General features: G+C 57.6%; 14 protein-coding genes. All 14 read right to left on the reverse strand.

The window, feature by feature from the left end; genetic code table 11:
* Positions 1 to 235: 235 nt before the first annotated feature.
* Positions 236 to 2146, reverse strand: a complete 1911-nt coding sequence (locus GFN93_RS12920; RefSeq protein WP_153501452.1) for a RecQ family ATP-dependent DNA helicase — start codon at positions 2144 to 2146, stop codon at positions 236 to 238.
* A 181-nt stretch (positions 2147 to 2327) separates the two neighbouring features.
* Positions 2328 to 3632, reverse strand: a complete 1305-nt coding sequence (gene tilS / locus GFN93_RS12925; RefSeq protein WP_153501453.1) for a tRNA lysidine(34) synthetase TilS — start codon at positions 3630 to 3632, stop codon at positions 2328 to 2330.
* Positions 3633 to 3634: 2 nt separating this feature from the next.
* Positions 3635 to 4606 carry an acetyl-CoA carboxylase carboxyltransferase subunit alpha gene (locus GFN93_RS12930; protein ID WP_153501454.1) on the reverse strand — a complete coding sequence of 324 codons (972 nt, stop codon included), beginning with the start codon at positions 4604 to 4606 and terminating at the stop codon, positions 3635 to 3637.
* Between the two features lie 207 nt (positions 4607 to 4813).
* Positions 4814 to 8332: a DNA polymerase III subunit alpha gene (dnaE, locus tag GFN93_RS12935; protein ID WP_153501455.1), complete on the reverse strand. Its 3519-nt coding sequence runs from the start codon at positions 8330 to 8332 to the stop codon at positions 4814 to 4816.
* Positions 8329 to 8973: a ribonuclease HII gene (gene rnhB, locus GFN93_RS12940; protein ID WP_153501456.1), complete on the reverse strand. Its 645-nt coding sequence runs from the start codon at positions 8971 to 8973 to the stop codon at positions 8329 to 8331. Before rnhB ends, dnaE begins: the two co-directional genes overlap by 4 nt.
* 1 nt (position 8974) lies before the next feature.
* Positions 8975 to 10126, reverse strand: a complete 1152-nt coding sequence (gene lpxB, locus GFN93_RS12945) for a lipid-A-disaccharide synthase (RefSeq protein ID WP_153501457.1) — start codon at positions 10124 to 10126, stop codon at positions 8975 to 8977.
* 1 nt (position 10127) lies between these two features.
* Positions 10128 to 10895, reverse strand: a complete 768-nt coding sequence (gene lpxA / locus GFN93_RS12950; RefSeq protein WP_153501458.1) for an acyl-ACP--UDP-N-acetylglucosamine O-acyltransferase — start codon at positions 10893 to 10895, stop codon at positions 10128 to 10130.
* 89 nt (positions 10896 to 10984) lie between these two features.
* On the reverse strand, positions 10985 to 11419 hold the full coding sequence (gene fabZ, locus GFN93_RS12955; protein WP_456236704.1) for a 3-hydroxyacyl-ACP dehydratase FabZ: 435 nt from the start codon (positions 11417 to 11419) through the stop codon (positions 10985 to 10987).
* 41 nt (positions 11420 to 11460) lie between these two features.
* Positions 11461 to 12471 (reverse strand): UDP-3-O-(3-hydroxymyristoyl)glucosamine N-acyltransferase, encoded by a 1011-nt coding sequence (gene lpxD / locus GFN93_RS12960; protein ID WP_153501460.1) that lies wholly within the window; start codon positions 12469 to 12471, stop codon positions 11461 to 11463.
* Positions 12471 to 12971, reverse strand: coding sequence for an OmpH family outer membrane protein (locus tag GFN93_RS12965; protein WP_153501461.1), 501 nt, complete (start codon positions 12969 to 12971; stop codon positions 12471 to 12473). The genes lpxD and GFN93_RS12965 overlap by 1 nt, the downstream gene beginning before the upstream one ends.
* A gap of 10 nt (positions 12972 to 12981) precedes the next feature.
* The gene (gene bamA / locus GFN93_RS12970) at positions 12982 to 15345 is read right to left on the reverse strand and encodes an outer membrane protein assembly factor BamA (protein WP_153501462.1); all 2364 of its coding nucleotides are present in this window, start codon (positions 15343 to 15345) and stop codon (positions 12982 to 12984) included.
* Entirely contained in the window at positions 15342 to 16649 is a 1308-nt protein-coding gene (gene rseP, locus GFN93_RS12975) for an RIP metalloprotease RseP (RefSeq protein WP_153501463.1), read from the reverse strand. The genes bamA and rseP overlap by 4 nt, the downstream gene beginning before the upstream one ends.
* Positions 16643 to 17815, reverse strand: a complete 1173-nt coding sequence (gene ispC, locus GFN93_RS12980) for a 1-deoxy-D-xylulose-5-phosphate reductoisomerase (RefSeq protein WP_328594635.1) — start codon at positions 17813 to 17815, stop codon at positions 16643 to 16645. The genes rseP and ispC overlap by 7 nt, the downstream gene beginning before the upstream one ends.
* Positions 17812 to 18636 (reverse strand): phosphatidate cytidylyltransferase, encoded by an 825-nt coding sequence (locus tag GFN93_RS12985; RefSeq protein WP_153501465.1) that lies wholly within the window; start codon positions 18634 to 18636, stop codon positions 17812 to 17814. The genes ispC and GFN93_RS12985 overlap by 4 nt, the downstream gene beginning before the upstream one ends.

Here is an 18636-nt window from a genome sequence, read left to right on the forward strand (position 1 = left end):
CCCTGCTCGCGGCATCGCGGGCAAGGGTTGCTCTTGAATCGGGTTGGCCAGTTACGCAAGTGATGGATGAACACCTGAAATTTCAGGGGCTTGCGCTACATCAGGACGGGAGAAAATGTTAACAGAAGCGCTGGCTCGCCTCAATCGGGAATACGCCCGTTGGGCGAATAATTTACGGTTCTTTTTTGCTGCTCCGTGTTTCCCTGCCCCACTCCGGGTTCGCTGCCGCCACGGTTCAGGGTTGCGGCCGTCCGCACAGAGCCAGCACCTCCGAAAACGGCGCATCCACCAGCGAAGCAAAGGCAGAATGACGCCCCAACCTCGCCCGGCTGGCTTTCGGGCTGCTAATACCACAGAGAAACCGGGCCAACTGGCGAGGAGAAGCCAGTGCCTTGTGCCCCTCTTCCTGCATCTTCTTGATCACAGTCATGTCCACTTCACTGCGGTGCCGGGGCGGCATGGCAGCATGCTTGCCAAGGCAGGCACTGCAATGCCCGCAGGGTTTCGGGAGCGTCTCACCAAAATAGGCCACCAGTCCCTGCTGGTAGCATCGACTGTGCTGTGCCCAGTCAGCCACCTGTTGCAACCGCTCGATGTCTCGTTGTTCACGACGCCGAAACTGGGCCTGCAGTCGCTCTATCAATGCATCCGCAGAAGCCGGGGGAGCCACCATCCGGTAACCCTGGCGGACGCCTGCCACCCTGAGTTCCACGCTGCCTTGCTGCTCCAGATACCCCAGCGCATTCAGAATGCGCAAACGTTCAACCTGAAGCGACTCTGCAGCCTCGATAGGCTTTAGTGTGAGCCAGGTTCTGCCTTGCTTGCCGGTTGCAAACAGGGCAGCCAGAAACGCGGCCCTTTCGCCATCGAACTGAGCGATGACACCATCCTGCGGTGTAATAAACCCCACCTTGTATTCAGTATAGAAAGGAGACGTCGCCCGGATGACGCCCTCGAGTTCCAGGTAGGTCAGCAGGGTGTTGATCACCAGGGGGCGCACATCAAACAACCCGGACAGCTCATGAACGGAAAGGTCAAACTGCTCTGGCTGACGTAGCAGCCAGTGAATCAGCCCGGCCAACGACTCGTCATCCGGGGTGTCTCCATAGCTGAAATTTTCCAGCACCGTCAGGTCATCCAGACTAGCCACCAGGGTACACTGCGAGGGCTTGCCATCCCGCCCTGCCCGGCCAATCTCCTGCATATAGTTTTCAAGGGATTTGGGCAGGTTGTAATGGTAGATGGCTCGAATATCCGCCTTGTCGATACCCATCCCAAAGGCAATAGTGGCCACCACAATATCCACCGCCCCGGTCATGAAGGCTTCCTGGGCCTGGTGGCGCACCTCGTCTTTCAGGCCAGCATGGTAGGCAATCGCTGACAGCCCCTTTCGCTTGAGAAAGGCGGCAACCTGCTCAGCGGTGTTCTGCAGTGTCACATAGACAATGGCAGCCCCGGCAGGCCCTGAGCTGATCAGCTTGAACAGGTGCTCATCCCTCTGCTGTTGGGCGCAGGGAGAGACCGTTATCGCCAGATTCGGGCGGAAGAAGCCGGTCTGTATGTGGTCCGCTTGATCGATGGCAAAGCTGTCCCGGATCTGCTCTGCCACCTGGGGCGTTGCCGTGGCCGTCAACGCCAGCACTCGGCCCACGTTCAGATCACTGGCCAACTGCGCGAGCTTGAGATAATCGGGACGAAAGTTATGCCCCCATTCCGATACACAGTGAGCTTCATCCACCGCCATCATGCTGATCGACAGGCGCTTGAGCCTGGCCAGAAAGCGCTCGTTGGCCAGCCTCTCAGGTGCCACATACAACAGCTTGATGCTGCCTTCTTCCATGCCCCGGTAAATGACCTTGAGCTGATCACCATCCACACTGGAATCCAGCCGTGCGGCAGGAATGTTGAGTGCATTGAGCTGATCCACCTGATCTTTCATCAAGGCAATCAGGGGCGACACCACCAATGTCAGGCCGTCCAGCATCAATGCAGGGAGTTGATAGCAGAGGCTCTTGCCGCCACCAGTGGGAAACACCGCCAGGGCTGAGCGCCCTGCCAGCAAGGTTTCAATGACCTGCTGTTGGCCGGGACGAAACGCCTGGAGCTGAAAGGTGTCCTGTAACCGTTGCTGTATGGCTTCCAACATTCGTGTCCCTCTCACGCATCGTAATGACCTGCGCCCATCTCAACTGATCTTTTGAACAGTACTTATAGACGGCCTGAGTGTGGCAGACCAGAAAGCGCAACACGAGGGCTGGGGACGTATTTTTCTGTCGGCGATGACTTACAGAGTGAAATTGAGCACAAAAAGCACTGGATCGCAGCGATCAACCCCTTTCTGCATTGATCTCAGGAATCAGGTACCACTGTTCGCAAGCGCGGGCATCCTCACCTTCAGCAAGCCCCACCTGCGGCACCGACACCAGGTCATTATCTCGATACAGCAGCGGCCATTGCTTACGATGCCAGGGCGGCACTCCTGCCGCTCGCCACAACTCCTTTACCTGCTGGTGCATTCCATTGCGCTGGATCTTGCTGGCGCCTCCAAGCCCTTTCAATACCAGATCGCCTGCCGGCCGCAGCACCGGTACCGCACCCTCTTCATCTGTTCGGCTCCATCGCCAGTTCGGCAGTGCCGGAGGGGCATTACCGTCCTGCCATAGGGCCGTCCCAGACCAGGGAGCAAAGCCATTGCGCTCAGAAAGATACAAGGCACCGCGATACAGACGTACCCCCCAGCAACCCCACTCCACCCGGGCCTGGCTGTCATCGGCAGCCTGCTGCATGGCCAGCAATTCTGCCAAAACGGCCTGACTGGGAGCCGTGGCGCCATTGGCCTGCAGCCACCAGCGAAATAGATTGCGTTGCCGCGATGGAGACAGCCGGTGCAATTCGCTCAGCGGCAGCTTGCGACCGGAAACGCCCAGGCTAGCGGCATCCGACAGAGCAATTTCCTCCAGCAAGCCGGCCGCTTCTGCCATATGATCGGCCGCCCTCGCCAGGGTCGCGTCAGCTCCTTGCCACTGCTGACGCAGCTGCGGCATAACTCGATGACGGAGCAGGTTGCGGCGCAGCCCAAGGTCCTGATTACTCGGGTCGTCCAGCCAGCGGAGCTGCTCATCGTCAGCCCAGCGCTTCAACAGGTGTCGATCCAGGCTCAGCAACGGCCGCCAGATGACAACGCCATCTCGTAGCGTCAACGCCCGCATGGCCGACAAACCCTGAACACCCGCCCCTCGCAGCAAGCGCAGCAGCAGGGTTTCCGCCTGATCGGAGCGGTGATGGGCAGTCACCAACGTCGCCCCCAGCTCAGTGGCAAGCGGCAACAAGACACCGTAGCGGGCCTCCCGCGCTCCCGCTTCCAGTCCCTCGGAGCTATCCACTCTGACCTGCCTTATGAAAAAGGGCACGCCATGGTTTTCGGCAAGAGACTGACAGAAGCGGGACCATTGATGACTGTCCGCCTGGAGCTGATGGTCTACATGAACCACAGATAAACGCGGGCCGAAACCGGCCCGAATCATAAGGTGTAGCAGCAGGGAGGAGTCGAGCCCGCCACTGAGTGCCAGCAGCAAGGGCCCTTCAGGCGCCTGTTCTGCCAGCTCTCGGCAAAACCCGGCTAAATCATTCATGATCAGCTGTCGGCAGACTCGGTGGTAAAGTTGCCGTAGCTCATCAGTCGCTCATAACGGCGCTCAATCAAGGCGTCCGTGTCCATAGCGCTGAGGGTCGCCAGCTGTTTAACAAAGGACTTGCGAATGGAGTCGGCGGCCATGTCGTAATCCCGATGAGCGCCGCCCAGCGGCTCCTTGATCACCAGATCGACGATACCCAGCTCGTGCAGACGACCGGCGGTCAGCCCCATGGCTTCTGCCGCATCCGGGGCCTTGTCCGCGCTACGCCACAGAATGGAGGCACACCCCTCCGGGGAGATCACCGAATAGGTAGAGAATTCCAGCATCTGCAGGTGGTCACAGACACCGATCGCCAGAGCGCCACCGGAGCCGCCCTCACCAATCACGGTGGCGATAATGGGCGTTTTCAGCTGGGACATGACACGCAGATTACGCGCAATGGCTTCTGACTGGCCGCGCTCTTCCGCATCAATACCGGGAAAGGCGCCCGGGGTGTCGATAAAGGTCAGGATCGGCATCTTGAAGCGCTCTGCCATTTCCATCAAACGCAGCGCCTTGCGATAGCCTTCCGGCTTCGGCATGCCAAAGTTGCGGCGCACCTTTTCCTTCACCTCGCGGCCTTTCTGGTGGCCGATCACCATCACCGGCTGGTCATCCAGACGGGTTACGCCCCCCACAATAGCCGGGTCATCAGCGAAGGCACGGTCGCCATGCAATTCATCGAAGTCGGCGAAAATGCGCTTGATGTAGTCCAGCATGTACGGACGCTGGGGGTGACGGGAAAGCTGGGAGATCTGCCAGGAGGACAGGTTCTTGAAGATCGACTCGGTGAGGCTAATGCTCTTTTCCTGCAGCTTGCCCACTTCTTCAGAGATATTGACTTCGCTGCCGCTGCCTACCAACCGCAACTCCTCGATCTTCGCTTCCAGGTCTGCGATAGGTTGTTCAAATTCGAGGAAGTTCGGGTTCATATCTGAGCCTGTGTGTTCAATTTGTCATGGTCGGGCCCGTTCCCGGGGCCCACACCCTGTTTATGCCGACCAAGTGTAGCGGCAACCGGACAAAAAGGTCGAGAAAAGCCGCCGGACTGAAGGTTGCAAACTGTTTCAGCGGGAGACGGAACATGCTGCCCGCGGTTAGCCTGGTGTTGCATTTGGCGTGATGCGTCAAACTGGGTACTAGTACTCTACCCGCACCGCATCATCACCAAACTGCACCCGCAGCTCCTCCACCAGGGAGTCATGGGGGCTCACCTTCCAGGTATCCCCCAGCCAGAAACTGGCCGCTGCCACCTGGTGATCGAGGTCCAGTAGTACCGGCGTTGTGCCACCCTGATAGGGAGACAGGGTCTGCTGGAGGCGCTCCGGAAGCGACTCCTGCACTGGTACCGCCACACGCAGCCGCCGAGCAAAGGTTTCCCGGGCCTGACGCATATCCATCACTTCATCGGCTACCAGATTGAAGCCTCCGGAGTATTCGTCATTGCGTACCCCGCCCTTGAAGATCAGCAGGGCATCTTTCTGTACCAGGTCGCCATATTGGGCAAACGTCTTGCCGAACACGGACACTTCCACCCGACCCGTCTTGTCGTCGAGAGAGACAAAGGCCATGCGCTCGCCGCTGCGCTTGCTGCGCGTGATCCGTAGCGCTACCACCAGGCCTGCGACCATGGCGGCTTCGCCCTTGGCGGTGGGTTGCAGGGCGTTTAACCGGGAAGAGACAAACTGGCGCACCTCGCCTTCGTACTGATCAATGGGGTGGCCAGTGAGGAACAGTCCCAGGGTGTCACGCTCGCCGTTGAGGCGGGTGTCATCATTCCATGGGCGTGCCAGCTTCCAGTCCACTGCCGTGGCCGGTGACTCCTCCACGGCACCAAACATGTCCATGATCCCGGCGGCTTCATTACGAGCGTCCTGATCGGCGGCAGCAATGGCGTCAGGCAAAGTGGCAAGAATAGAGGCACGGTCATGGAAGCTTTCGGCTTCGGACTCCGGCGTCGGACCAAGCTTGTCGAGCACACCCGCACGTACCATCGCCTCCAGGGAACGGCGGTTGATCTTTTTCAGATCAATGCGACGGCAGAAGTCGAACAGGTCCTTGAACTCGCCCTTACCGTCATCCCGTGCCGCCACAATCGCGTCGATGGGCCCTTCACCCAGGCCCTTGATGGCACCCAAACCATAAACGATGTCGCCTTCCACATTCACCGTGAAGCGATAGCCACAGGAGTTCACATCCGGTGGCAACACCTTCAGGCCCATGGTCTTGCACTCATCGATGAAGGTCACCACCTTGTCGGTGTTCTGCATATCCGCAGAAATGGTGGCGGCCATGAACTCGGCCGGGTAATGCACCTTTAGCCAGGCGGTCTGGTAAGCCACCAGCGCATAGGCGGCAGAATGAGATTTGTTAAAACCGTAGCCGGCGAACTTTTCTACCAGGTCAAAGATCTTCATGGCCAGGTTCGGGTCGACGCCCTGCCCCTTGGCGCCTTCCTCGAAGATGGCACGCTGCTTTGCCATCTCCTCAGGTTTCTTCTTACCCATTGCCCGGCGCAGCATGTCCGCGCCGCCCAGCGTGTAGCCGGCCAGCACCTGGGCAATCTGCATGACCTGTTCCTGATAAAGGATAACCCCGTAGGACGGCTTCAGGATCGGTTCCAGCCACTCATGCTGATATTGGGGATCGGGGTAAGCCAGTGGTTCGCGCCCGTGCTTTCGGTTTACGAAGTTGTCCACCATGCCGGACTCCAGCGGCCCCGGTCGGTACAGGGCCACCAGCGCGATAATATCTTCGAAAACGTCCGGTTTGAGCTTTTTGATCAGCTCTTTCATGCCCTGACTTTCAAGCTGGAATACCGCCGTGGTATCACCGCGCTTGAGCAACTCAAAGCTGCCCGTATCATCCAGCGGGATATGATCGATCACCAGATCGTCCAGTCCTTCACGCTGGCGCTTCACATTGGCCGCTTTCACCGCCCAGTCGATGATGGTCAGGGTTTTCAGGCCGAGGAAGTCGAACTTCACCAGACCTGCGGCTTCCACATCGTCCTTGTCGTACTGGGTAACCAGGTTGGTACCGTCTTCTTCACAGTACAGCGGTGCGAAATCAGTCAGCTTGCCCGGCGCGATCACCACGCCGCCAGCGTGCTTGCCCACATTTCGGGTCAGGCCCTCCAGCTTGCGGGCCATTTCCCAGATCTCGTTGGCAGAATCCTTGTCAGAGTTCTCGTCGCTTTCAAGAAACTCTCGCAGGGTTTCCTCCTGCTCCAGTGCCTTGGCCAGAGTCATCCCGGGCACTCCCGGAATCATCTTGGAAAGCCGATCGGCAAGCCCATAGGGTTTGCCCTGCACCCGCGCCACGTCACGCACCACCGCCTTGGCGGCCATGGTACCGAAGGTAATGATCTGGCTTACCGCGTCACGGCCATATTTGTCGGCCACATAGTTGATCACCCGGTCCCGCTTCTCCATGCAGAAATCCACATCGAAGTCAGGCATGGAGACCCGTTCCGGGTTCAGGAATCGCTCGAACAGCAAGTCGTAACCGATAGGATCGAGATCAGTAATTTTCAGCGCATAGGCCACCAGGGAACCGGCACCGGACCCCCGACCGGGGCCAACCGGCACTTCGTTGTCCTTGCCCCACTGGATAAAGTCGGCAACGATCAGGAAGTAACCCGGAAAGCCCATCTGATTGATGATATCCAGTTCAAACCTGAGGCGGTCGTCATACTCCTTCCGTTTCTCGGCGTATTCGGGGTCACTCTCGTCCAGCAACACCTTGAGACGGTCCTCCAGTCCTTCCTGTGAGACCTTCTCAAAATACTGCTCAATGGTCATTCCTTCCGGGATAGGAAAGTCTGGCAGGAAGTTCTTGCCGAGACGGATGTCCAGCGTGCAACGACGCGCAATTTCTACGGTGTTTTCCAACGCTTCCGGCAGATCGGAAAACAGCTCCAGCATTTCATCTTCGGATTTCAGGTATTGCTGTTCCGAATATTTTTTGGGCCGGCGGGGATCTTCAAGTGTATTGCCATCATGAATGCACACCCGGGCCTCATGGGCCTCGAAATCCTCACGGCGGATAAAGCGTACATCATTGGTGGCAACCACCGGCAAACCCAGCTGTGACGCCAGCGCCACAGAGGCATGCAGGCAGTCTTCATCACCAGGGCGGGAAGTTCGCTGCACCTCCAGATAAAAGCGATCGCCATACAGGGAGGCCAGCCATGAGGCCTGCTGGGAAGCCAGGTCCGCTTTCTCTGCCAGCAGTAACTGGCCGATTTCCCCATGGGTGGCGGCCGACAGAACGATCAACCCTTCATTCAATTCTGCCAGCCATTCCGGCTTGACCAGCGCCAGCCCCCGGTCCTGATTGGTTTGCCAGGCGCGGCTGATCAGCAAGGTAAGATTCTGGTATCCCGCCTCGTTCTGGACCAGGAAGGACAGCCGGGCCGGGGCTTCCAGGTGCGTAGATTCCACCCAAAGGTCAGCCCCCATGATCGGTTTGATCCCGGCACCCATGGCATTTTTGTAGAACTTGATCAGCGAAAACAGGTTGGAGTCATCCGTGACAGCCACCGCCGGCATGGACTTCTCGACACAGCTCTTGATCAGCTCCTTTACCCGAACCACCCCGTCAGACAGGGAGTAATCGGTGTGCAGGCGCAGATGGACAAAACGCGGTTGGCTCAAAACAACTTACCTTGTGCTATTGCGGCAGACACCGGGCCAAAGGAGCGTCGATGCTCGGCCAGGGCGCCATGTTCATTCAGGGCCGCCAGGTGGGCCTTGGTGGGATAGCCCTTGTGGCGGTCGAAACCATATTGGGGATATTGCTGGTGAAGCAGGGCCATTTCACGGTCACGGGCTACTTTCGCCAGAATCGATGCTGCCGAAATAGCCGGAACTCTGCCATCCCCTTTCACCACGGCCTCGGCCGGACACGGCAGTGCCGGCACCCGGTTACCGTCTACCAGGACGGCATGGGCGTCAAGCGACAACGCCTGCACAGCCCGTTGCATCGCCAGCATGGTGGCGTGGAGGATATTGAGTTGATCGATTTCTGCCGGTTCCGCGCGCCCCAGGGCCCAGCACAGCGCCTTGGATTTGATCTCTTCTTCCAGCAGCAAACGTTTCTTTTCTGTGAGCTTCTTCGAATCAGCAAGCCCGACTATCGGCTGCTCGGGGTCAAGAATCACCGCGGCGGTCACCACCGCCCCCACCAGCGGGCCTCGGCCCACTTCATCAACACCCGCCACCCGCATTCCCGGAGACCAGTTGAAACGGGACGGAATGAAAGGCTCAGCCAGCCCATACTCGGAAAAGGGGTCCATCTCACCGCTCCAGTAACTGGCTTACCGCATCGGCGGCCTTTTCGCTGGCTCCACCACGAAGTTGCTCATGGACCGCCTGAAAACGGGAGATCAACGCCTGGGCCTTGTCCGGGTTATCCAGCCAGCGCTTCACCTCGGTAACAATAGCCTCACAGGTCAGATCATCCTGAATCAGCTCGGGCACCATGGCCTCTCGGCACAGCAGGTTCGGCAACGACACGAACTCACTCTTTACCAGCCGGCTCGCAATGGCATAGGTCACCTTGCCCACCCGATAGCCCACCACCATGGGCTTGCCGACCAGCAGGCCTTCCAACGTGGCAGTACCAGAGGACATCAGTATCACGTCTGCCGCCGCCATGACGGTTCGGCTTTCGCCATCGACCAGCGTGACAGGCAAACCCGGAGTGTGCTCAAGCAAGGCTTCGATCTGTTCACGCCGGGCGGCGTTGGCTGCGGGGATCACATAATGCAGTTCTGGACGGCTGGCACTAAGCGCAACCATGGCTTCAATAAATATCGGCATCAGTTGCCCGACTTCGCCGCCGCGACTTCCGGGGAGCACCGCAATCAGTGTGGCTTGCGGACTGAGATCCAGCGCCTGCCTTGCTGCAAAAGTATCAGTTTGCAACGGCACGCGATCTGCCAACGGATGCCCAACAAACGCCACGGGTACCTGATGCTCTTCATAGAACCGCGCTTCAAACGGCAGCAGGCACAGCATCAGATCAATGCTTTTCTTGATTCCCTTGATACGCCCCTGTCGCCAGGCCCATACGGAAGGGCTGACATAATGGACCGTCTTCAGGCCCTGCTCGTGCAGACGACGCTCAATGGGCAGCGTGAAGTCCGGTGAATCGATACCGATCACCACATCCGGCTTCTGTTCCAGCAAGAAGCGAACCAGCTGTTTCCGCAGGCGCAATAATTCGGGGAGGTGGGCAAGCACTTCGGTGATACCCATCACCGAGAGCTTCTCCATGGGGAAAAGACTATCCAGACCGGCCTCAGCCATCTCACTTCCCCCGACGCCAATGAAGCGCGCGCCGGGATAGCGAGATTGCAGAGACTGCATGAGGCCTGCACCCAGAATGTCGCCGGACGCTTCACCGGCGATCAGGGCAATCAGCGGAGCGTCCTTGCGAAACTCCATGTCAGCGTGTGATGCCGCGCTCGGATGCCTTGAGGGAGTCGATCAAAATCTGCAACTCGTCACTGGCAGGCATGGACTCCAGCTCCCCCAGTGCCTGCTCGAGAGTGAGCCCCTGGCGGTAGATTACCTTGTAGGCATTACGCAGGGTGGCAATGATTTCCCTGGACCAACCACGACGCTTCATGCCCTCGAAGTTCATGCTGCGAGCCTGAGCCGGGTTACCTGACACCATCACATAGGCAGGAATATCCTTGAGCACCAGCGAACAACCCGATGTCATGGCGTAGGAGCCAATCTTGCAGAACTGATGGACGCCCGTCATGCCGCCCAGGATCACACCATTGCCCACATGAGCATGCCCCGCAACCGATGCGTTGTTGGCGAAAATACAATCATCGCCAATCATGCAATCGTGCGCTACGTGGACATAGGCCATAAGCAGGTTACGACTACCAATCTTCGTCAGGGAGTTATCCTGAATGGTGCCACGGTGAATGGTAACGGACTCACGAATAACATTGTCGTCACCGATTTCCAGCCGGGTAGGTTCACCCTTGTATTTCTTGTCCTGGCATTCTTCGCCCACAGACGCGAACTGGAAGATGCGATTGTTCTTGCCAATAGTTGTCGGTCCGTTGACAACCACATGGGGACCAATCACGGTACCAGCCCCGATTTTCACGTCGGGACCGATGATGGAATACGGGCCGACCTGCACGTCCTCTGCAAGCTCCGCGGCCGGATCAATAATGGCGGTCGGGTGAATCATGTAATTATCACTTGTTCTTGGTTTGAGTCAGCCAAGTATACGTTAGTCCGTGGCCTGATCCGACCGTTAGTTCACGGCCGCATCAACAATCAGCTCTTGTGCTCGGCGACCAGCATCTCGGTACTGGCAACGATCCTGCCGTCGACCTTGGCGTGACAGACAAATTTGAGAATATTGCGCTTGGTGGTGACGTGCTCTGCAAACAGATGCAAGGTATCACCCGGCAAAACCTGACGTTTGAAACGGGTCTTGTCAGTACCGACCAGCAGGTAGTTGAAACCGTCGGCAGGCTTCTTGTTCTCAGTCACAAAACCCAGGATACCTGCTGCCTGAGCCATGGCTTCGATAATCAATACGCCTGGCATAATCGGTTCGTGCGGAAAATGACCGTTAAAGAACGGTTCATTGATCGTCACATTCTTGATCGCCTCTACGCGCTTGCCCGGCTCCAGATCCAGCACACGGTCAACCAGCAAAAAAGGGTAACGGTGGGGCAGGTACTCCCTGACCTCTAGGATATCCATCATCTTGTGTTCCACACAGGCAGGGCCGCAATCAGCGGCCGTTAATCACTCAAACGTTCCAGTTTGCGTACGCGGCGGGCGAGTTCATCAAGATTGCGGAAACGAGCCACATTCTTTTGATAGCGACGTTGTTCATCCGCAGGCAAAGCCGAGCCATAGGTTCCTGGCTGGGTAATGGAACTGGATACCAGGGTCATGCCCAGTACCTGCACCTTGTCACAGATTTCAATGTGACCTGCCACCCCAACGGCGCCCCCCAAAAGACAGTAGGAGCCAATTTTGGAAGAACCGGCAATGCCGACCTTTCCTGCCAGAGCAGTATGGTCACCAATAACGACGTTATGGGCTACCTGGATCTGGTTATCCAGAATCGCGCCATTGCCAATGACGGTGTCGTCGATTGCACCCCGATCGATCGTGGTCCCTGCGCCGATTTCTACATCCGCGCCAATCCGGACACCGCCCACCTGATGCACCTTGGTCCACCCTGCCCCGTTAAAGGCAAAGCCAAACCCGTCTGCACCCAGCACACTGTTGGCGTGTATGATAGTGCGCGGACCGACTGTGACACCATGGTAAATTGTAACATTTGGCCAGATACGACACTGATCACCGATGACCGAGCCTGCTCCGATCACCGAATTGGCCATGACCACCGCACCTTCACCGATCTTCACACCCGCATCAATCACCGCATTGGGACCAATGCTGGCGGTAGCCGGAATCGTCACAGACGCGTCCACTACCGCAGAGGGATGGACACCGGGCTGAGCCTGGGGAGCCACGTCGAACAGGGCGCTGGCCTTTGCGAAGGACAGATAAGGGTCCTTCACGATCAGTGCCGCCACCGGACAGAACTCGCGCTGGTCTTCCTGCAACAGGACGACCGCAGCACGGGTCTGCTCCAGGTAGCTGCGATAACGCGGGTTCGCCAGAAATGTCATCTGGGTACCGGTAGCCGATTGAATCGTGCCCATGCCATCCACTGGCCGGTCGGGATCACCAACCAGCTCGGCATCCAGGATTCGGGCGAGTTCTCCGAGAGTATGCATTACTTCATCTTGTTCAGTTGCTGACTGACAGCCTCAGTCACATCGACAGCATTTTCACCAACATACACAGCTGCCTGGGCATTAATCACCAGATCCAGCTTCTTGTCCTTGGCAACCTGCTCGATGGCTTGCTGGAACTTGGGCCCCATATCTTCCATCACTTCGCGCTGGGCGGCTTCGGCACGACCTTGAAGCTTGCGCTGCAGACTCTGGATTTCCAGCATCTTCTGTTTGCCGCGGGTGCTCATTTCTTCCTGCTGGTCCGGAGACAGGGTCATGGCCTCTTTTTGCATCTTGGCCTGCAGTTCCTGCACTTCCATACCCAGCTTGTTCAGCTTCTCTTCATCCGGTGCCAGCTCTTTCTCCAGCGCAGACATTTTACCCTTTACTGCAGTGGTCTCCTGCAGGGCCTTGAGCGGGTATACGATACCGATGTTGCTTTCAGCAAGTGCCAGGGCAGGAAAAAGCAGCGCAGCGGCGAGAAGGCATTTTTTCATCATTATTAAACTCCTAGAAAGTCTGTCCCAAAGAAAATTGAAATACTTCAGTGTCATCACCTGGCTGGTCATTAAGCGCCTTGGCCAGGTTGAAACTGAGCGGGCCGATAGCGGTCAGCCAGCTCAGGCCGATACCCGCAGAGGTACGAATATCCTGTGGCTCAAAGTCCGCAAAGATATCATCCCGCTCGGTTTCAAATACGTTACCTGCATCCACGAACAGGAAGGTACGCACACTTCTGGATTCCGGCGCGAACGGCGTCGGAAAAATCAGTTCAAGACTGGCTTCGGTGAGCAAGTTGCCCCCGATAGGGTCCGGATCAGGATCAATGGTGCCATTGAGGAAATAGCTGAGACCTTCAGACCGAGGGCCCAGAGAGCGCGATTCATAGCCACGAACCGACCCAATACCACCTGAATAATAGTTTTCAAAGAACGGCAATACTTCATCGTCACCGTAGCCATCACCGTAGGCTACATCACTGCGCATGCGCAATGTCCAACGCTGGCTGATCGGGAAGTACTTTTGTCCCGTCCAGTTGGCACGGTAGAAACCATAATCAGAGCCCGGCACGGCCACTTCCAGCCCCAGTGTGCTGGACCAGCCACGATCAGGAAAAATACCCCGGTTCAGGGTGCTGGTGGACAACGAGGCGTTCAGCTTGTACTCGTCAAACTTGGTGCCTTCTGTCACCAGGAAGTTGAAGATATCCACTGCCACGAAATCACCGGTAGTAATATCCGTACGCTCGTAGGTGCCACCAAAGCTCAGACGCGAGTATTCAGAGATCGGATAACCAAACGTCACCGAGCCGCCCAAACGATCTGCCGCATAGGAGGCTACCGAGGTTTGGTCATAGTCAATTTCGGAGAAGAACAGGCTGAAACCACGGCTTACACCATCCAGCGTGTAATAGGGGTTGTAGTGCGAAAAGCTGTAAGAATCACGCACATCAGAACGGCTCAGCGCAAATGACACCCGGTTACCACTGCCTCGCCAGTTATTCTGGGTCACGTTGGCGCCGAAGATAAAGCCGGATGCATCGGAGTAGCCCACGTTGGCACCGATGGAACCAGAGGGCTGTTCTTCCACCTTGTATTCCACATCCACCAGATCATCGGTATTGGGTACACGCGGAGTATCTGCCTGCACAACACTGAAATAACCGAGACGCTGCAAGCGCTGGCGAGACAGGTCCACGAGAGACGTGTTGGCAGGCGCATTTTCAAACTGACGCAACTCACGGCGCACCACCTCATCAGAGGTCTTGGCATTGCCAGAGAAGTTAATGCGCCGCACGTATACCTTGCGGCCGGGCTCCACATAGAACGTCACATCGACGGTATTGTTTTCATCATCCGCATTGTGCTCCTGACCACGCACCTCCGCGAAGGTATAACCTTCATTACCAAGCCGGCGCTTGATCAGGTCGTTGGTATAAGTGACCAGCTGCTGGCTGAACACCTGCCCTTTCTTGACGATCAGCAGCGGCTTGAGCTGGTCTTCCTCGACCACCAGATCGCCTGCCAGTTTCACTTCATTGACCGTGTACTGCTCACCTTCCACCACATTGATGGTGACGAAGACACTACGTCGGTCAGGGGTGACTGACACCTGGGTGGACTCAATGGAAAAGTTGATATAACCGCGGTCAAGGTAGTAAGAGCGCAGACGCTCGAGATCACCGCTGAGCTTCTCCCGGGAATACTTGTCATCGCCCTTGATGAACGACCAGAAACCAGTGGAATGTAGCTCAAAGTCCTTGAGCAACTCTTCATCATCAAACAGCTGGTTACCGACCACGTTGATATCGCGAATACGGGCGGCCTTGCCCTCATAAATATCAATTTTCAGGGCGACCCGGTTACGGGGTAACGCAATGGATTCCGTCTTGATGCTGGCGCCGTAGCGGCCCTGACTCACATACTGGCGTTCCAGTTCGCCGGCAATCGCTTCCAGGGTGGAACGCTGAAACACTTCACCTTCTGCCAGTCCAGCTTCGGTGAGGCCCTTGCGAAGATTTTCTTCATCGATGGACTTGTTGCCTGACAATTCGATACGCGCAATGCTGGGGCGCTCAGCCACCACCACAACCAGATCATCACCATCACGACCCAACTGCACATCCTCAAAATTACCGGTGGCAAAGAGAGTCTGTACTGCATTCACCACGCTGTCGCGCGTGACGGTATCGCCCGCCTGAATGGGCAGCTCTGCATAAACCCGCTCAACAGGAAGACGCTGCAGCCCTTCTACGCGGATATCATGCACCTTGAATGGCAACATGCCATTGGCATTGGCCAGGGACGCTGCAAACAGGCAAATCGTGGCCAGCCAGCCCTTGAAAAGGCGGCGGGTAGTATCCCCAAATATCATGAAAACTGCTTCACCAAGTCGTTATAGATCGCCAATAGCATGAAGCTGACTACCAGAGTCAGCCCGACACCCTGAGCGGCTAAAAGAAAACGTTCAGGTAAACTGCGACCGCGAATCATTTCAATGATTCCAAAGAAAATCCAGCCGCCGTCGAGCATCGGTATTGGCAGCAGGTTGATAACACCGAGAGTAATGCTCAGATAGGCCAGCAATGCCAGAAAACTGGCAAGGCCAATAGAAGCACTTTCACCGGCGACCTGGGCGATGGTAATAGGACCACCGAGGTTATCAAGCGAGAGTTTACCGGTCACCAGCTTCGCCAGGCTGGAAAGAATGACTTCCACCTGCTCGACAAACCGACCACCCGCTTCCGGTATTGCGGACAACAGCGAAAAGTCCTGGCGATAAATACCGCCGGCACCCACCCCGATACGCCCAAAGGTCTTGCCCTGTTCTGTGACAGAATCCGGCACCACGGTCAGGGACACCTGCTCTCCGTCACGAATCACGGTCAACGGCAGGCTGACACCCGCGCTACTCATGATGGTTTCTTGCCACGTCTGCCAGTTATTGACCGGCTGGCCAGCCAGAGTCAGCACCAGATCGGCGCTGCGCATTCCGGCCTGCTCTGCAGCACTGCCCTCCACGACCGTGCCAATGACCACCGCCTGATTGATACCCAGCGTCTCAAGCGGAGGGCTTTCCGGGTCTTGCGACCAAAGAGAGATATCCAGCTGGCGAACGTGCTTCTCACCACGGGCATCCCGCACCGTCACCGCCAACGGCGCGTCTTCACCGAGATGCAGTATCATCTCGTTGTAGAACGGCCTCCAGCCTTCCAGTGCCACGTCACCTACCGCTTCAATCCGGTCTCCGGGCTGAAAGCCAGCTTGCTCAGCCGCAGTTTGAGGCGCCACAGGACCAATTACCGCGCGCATGCCGGATTGCCCGTAGCCTGCCAGCAAGACCCAGTAGATCAACATTGCCAGGATGAAATTGAACACCGGCCCCGCTGCATAGGTAATGACCCGCTGCCAGGCAGGCTTGGAGGAAAACTCGCCGGGGTGCCCCTCAGCAGTTTCATCTTCACGGGCATCCAGAGGCTTCACATACCCACCCAGAGGAACCGCGCTGATGGTCCAGAGAGTGCCTTTCTTGTCGGTAAAATTGAGGAGCTTGGGGCCAAAGCCCACAGAGAAGGTCAGCACACGGACGCCAAAGGCCCGCATGGCAAGGAAGTGGCCCCACTCATGGAAGGCCACGATAATGATGATGGTGACGACAAAAGCCAGAACCGTCAGCATCTGCGCTCCTTGATCAGACGACAGGCCAGTTCCCGAGCCTGTCGATCAATGTCCATAACGGCTTCCACATCCACGCACCCGGGTGCATGCTGCTTGGCCAGTGTCTGTTCCACCACCGCCGGTATGCCCATAAAGTCCAGTCTGCCGGCGAGGAAGGCGGCAACCGCTTCTTCGTTAGCGGCATTGAGCACTGCGGTCGCGGTTCCTCCGGTTTCCATGGCATTGCGCGCAAGGGCAAGACAAGGAAACCGCGACGTATCCGGCAGCTCGAAATTCAGGCCTGCCAGCTGGGAGAAATCCAGTCTCTGCGCCCCTGATTCTACTCGTTCTGGCCATGAAAGGCCGCAGGCGATGGGGGTGCGCATATCCGGCGTCCCCATTTGGGCCAGTACTGAACCATCCCGATAAGCCACCATGGAATGCACCACACTCTGCGGGTGCACTACCACATCAATCTGGTTGGGTGAGACACCAAACAACCAGCAGGCCTCGATGAATTCCAGCCCCTTGTTCATGAGGGTTGCAGAGTCCACCGAAATCTTTGGGCCCATGTCCCAGTTGGGGTGTTTCACTGCCTGAGCCGGCGTCACCGCCTGAAGCTGTTCTGCCGTAAACTCGCGAAATGGGCCACCCGAGGCGGTCAGCAACAACCGCTCAACCCCGGCATTGACCCCTTCCTGGGGCAAGCACTGGAAAATGGCGTTGTGCTCGGAGTCCAGCGGCAACAGCGTTGCACCACTATCACGGACTGCATCCATGAACAGGGCACCGGTCACTACAAGCGCTTCCTTGTTGGCCAGTAAGACGCGCTTTGCCGCCCTCACTGCCGCCAGCGTGGGGCGCACCCCGGCAGCGCCCACAATGGCTGCCACCACGGTATCGGCCTGCTCATGGGCCGCCAGCTGGGACAACGCATCTGCTCCGGCCAACACCTCAGTGTCCGACCCTGCGTCACGCAGATGGTTCCGCAGCTTCTCCGCCGCCTGCTCATCCGTCAGAGCGGCAAAACGTGCCCCGGTTGCCAGGCACTGCTCTGCCAGGCGTTCCCAGCGAGTACTGGCTGTAAGGGCAAAAATTTCATAGCGATCCGGGTGGCGAGCAACCACGTCCAGCGTCTGCTGGCCGATACTACCTGTTGCACCCAGCACCGTAATCCGCTGTATCACAGGCTGCCCCCCGGCAGACCGAACCAGTTGAACCCGGCCAAGGCGATAGGCATGGCAGCAGTGACGCTGTCGATACGGTCCAGCATGCCTCCATGGCCAGGCAGAATCGTGCCACTGTCCTTGAACCCACGCTGACGTTTGACCATGCTCTCGAACAAGTCACCCAGCGCCGATGCCAGTACGGTCATCAACGCGACCAGCATCAGCGGCATCAGCGACGCCTGCAGTACACCGCTGGCATAGACCCCGCCAACCACAACAAGCGCGAGCAATACACCGCCGATCAATCCCTCAATGGTTTTACCCGGGCTCACTAGCGGCGCCAGTTTATGCTTGCCAAGGGCCCGCCCGGCAAAATAAGCGCCGGTATCTGCAGCCCATACCCACAAAAGGATAAACAGTAATGCGAAAGGGCCCGCCAGACCCAGCGCACCCTGATCCTGAAGTTGCACCACGGCGGCCCAGGAAGGCACCAGTAGTAACAGCCCCACTACAGCCATCAGGCCAGTGCGATACCAGATTGCCGCATTGCCGGGGTAACCCACCACCAATACCAGCGCCAGCAGCCACCATGCCGGGATTGCGTTAAGCAGCCAGGCCGGCTGAAAGAACTCAGCCAACACCATGACGCCCGCCAGTACTGCGGTCCAGAGTATCCGAACGACCTGGGACACCTTGCCCATCATGGCCGCCCATTCCCACCCAGCCAGCACGAAAAAGATTCCGGCCACCACCGCAAAGGGGATGCGCTCAAGACCAAATACTGCCCCAAGGACGATCGGCAGCAGCACCAGCGCGGTGATCACCCGCAGTTTAAGCAT

Origin of the sequence: Alcanivorax sediminis, from assembly GCF_009601165.1 — a bacterium.
Lineage (GTDB): Bacteria > Pseudomonadota > Gammaproteobacteria > Pseudomonadales > Alcanivoracaceae > Alcanivorax > Alcanivorax sediminis.

Coding starts and splice junctions, on each gene's coding strand:
- GFN93_RS12920 (WP_153501452.1), bottom strand. CDS start 2,146: ATGTTGGAAGCCATACAGCAACGGTTACAGGACACCTTTCAGCTCCAG.
- tilS (WP_153501453.1), bottom strand. CDS start 3,632: ATGAATGATTTAGCCGGGTTTTGCCGAGAGCTGGCAGAACAGGCGCCT.
- GFN93_RS12930 (WP_153501454.1), bottom strand. CDS start 4,606: ATGAACCCGAACTTCCTCGAATTTGAACAACCTATCGCAGACCTGGAA.
- rnhB (WP_153501456.1), bottom strand. CDS start 8,973: ATGGACCCCTTTTCCGAGTATGGGCTGGCTGAGCCTTTCATTCCGTCC.
- lpxB (WP_153501457.1), bottom strand. CDS start 10,126: ATGGAGTTTCGCAAGGACGCTCCGCTGATTGCCCTGATCGCCGGTGAA.
- lpxA (WP_153501458.1), bottom strand. CDS start 10,895: ATGATTCACCCGACCGCCATTATTGATCCGGCCGCGGAGCTTGCAGAG.
- fabZ (WP_456236704.1), bottom strand. CDS start 11,419: ATGGATATCCTAGAGGTCAGGGAGTACCTGCCCCACCGTTACCCTTTT.
- lpxD (WP_153501460.1), bottom strand. CDS start 12,471: ATGCATACTCTCGGAGAACTCGCCCGAATCCTGGATGCCGAGCTGGTT.
- GFN93_RS12965 (WP_153501461.1), bottom strand. CDS start 12,971: ATGATGAAAAAATGCCTTCTCGCCGCTGCGCTGCTTTTTCCTGCCCTG.
- bamA (WP_153501462.1), bottom strand. CDS start 15,345: ATGATATTTGGGGATACTACCCGCCGCCTTTTCAAGGGCTGGCTGGCC.
- rseP (WP_153501463.1), bottom strand. CDS start 16,649: ATGCTGACGGTTCTGGCTTTTGTCGTCACCATCATCATTATCGTGGCC.
- GFN93_RS12985 (WP_153501465.1), bottom strand. CDS start 18,636: ATGCTTAAACTGCGGGTGATCACCGCGCTGGTGCTGCTGCCGATCGTC.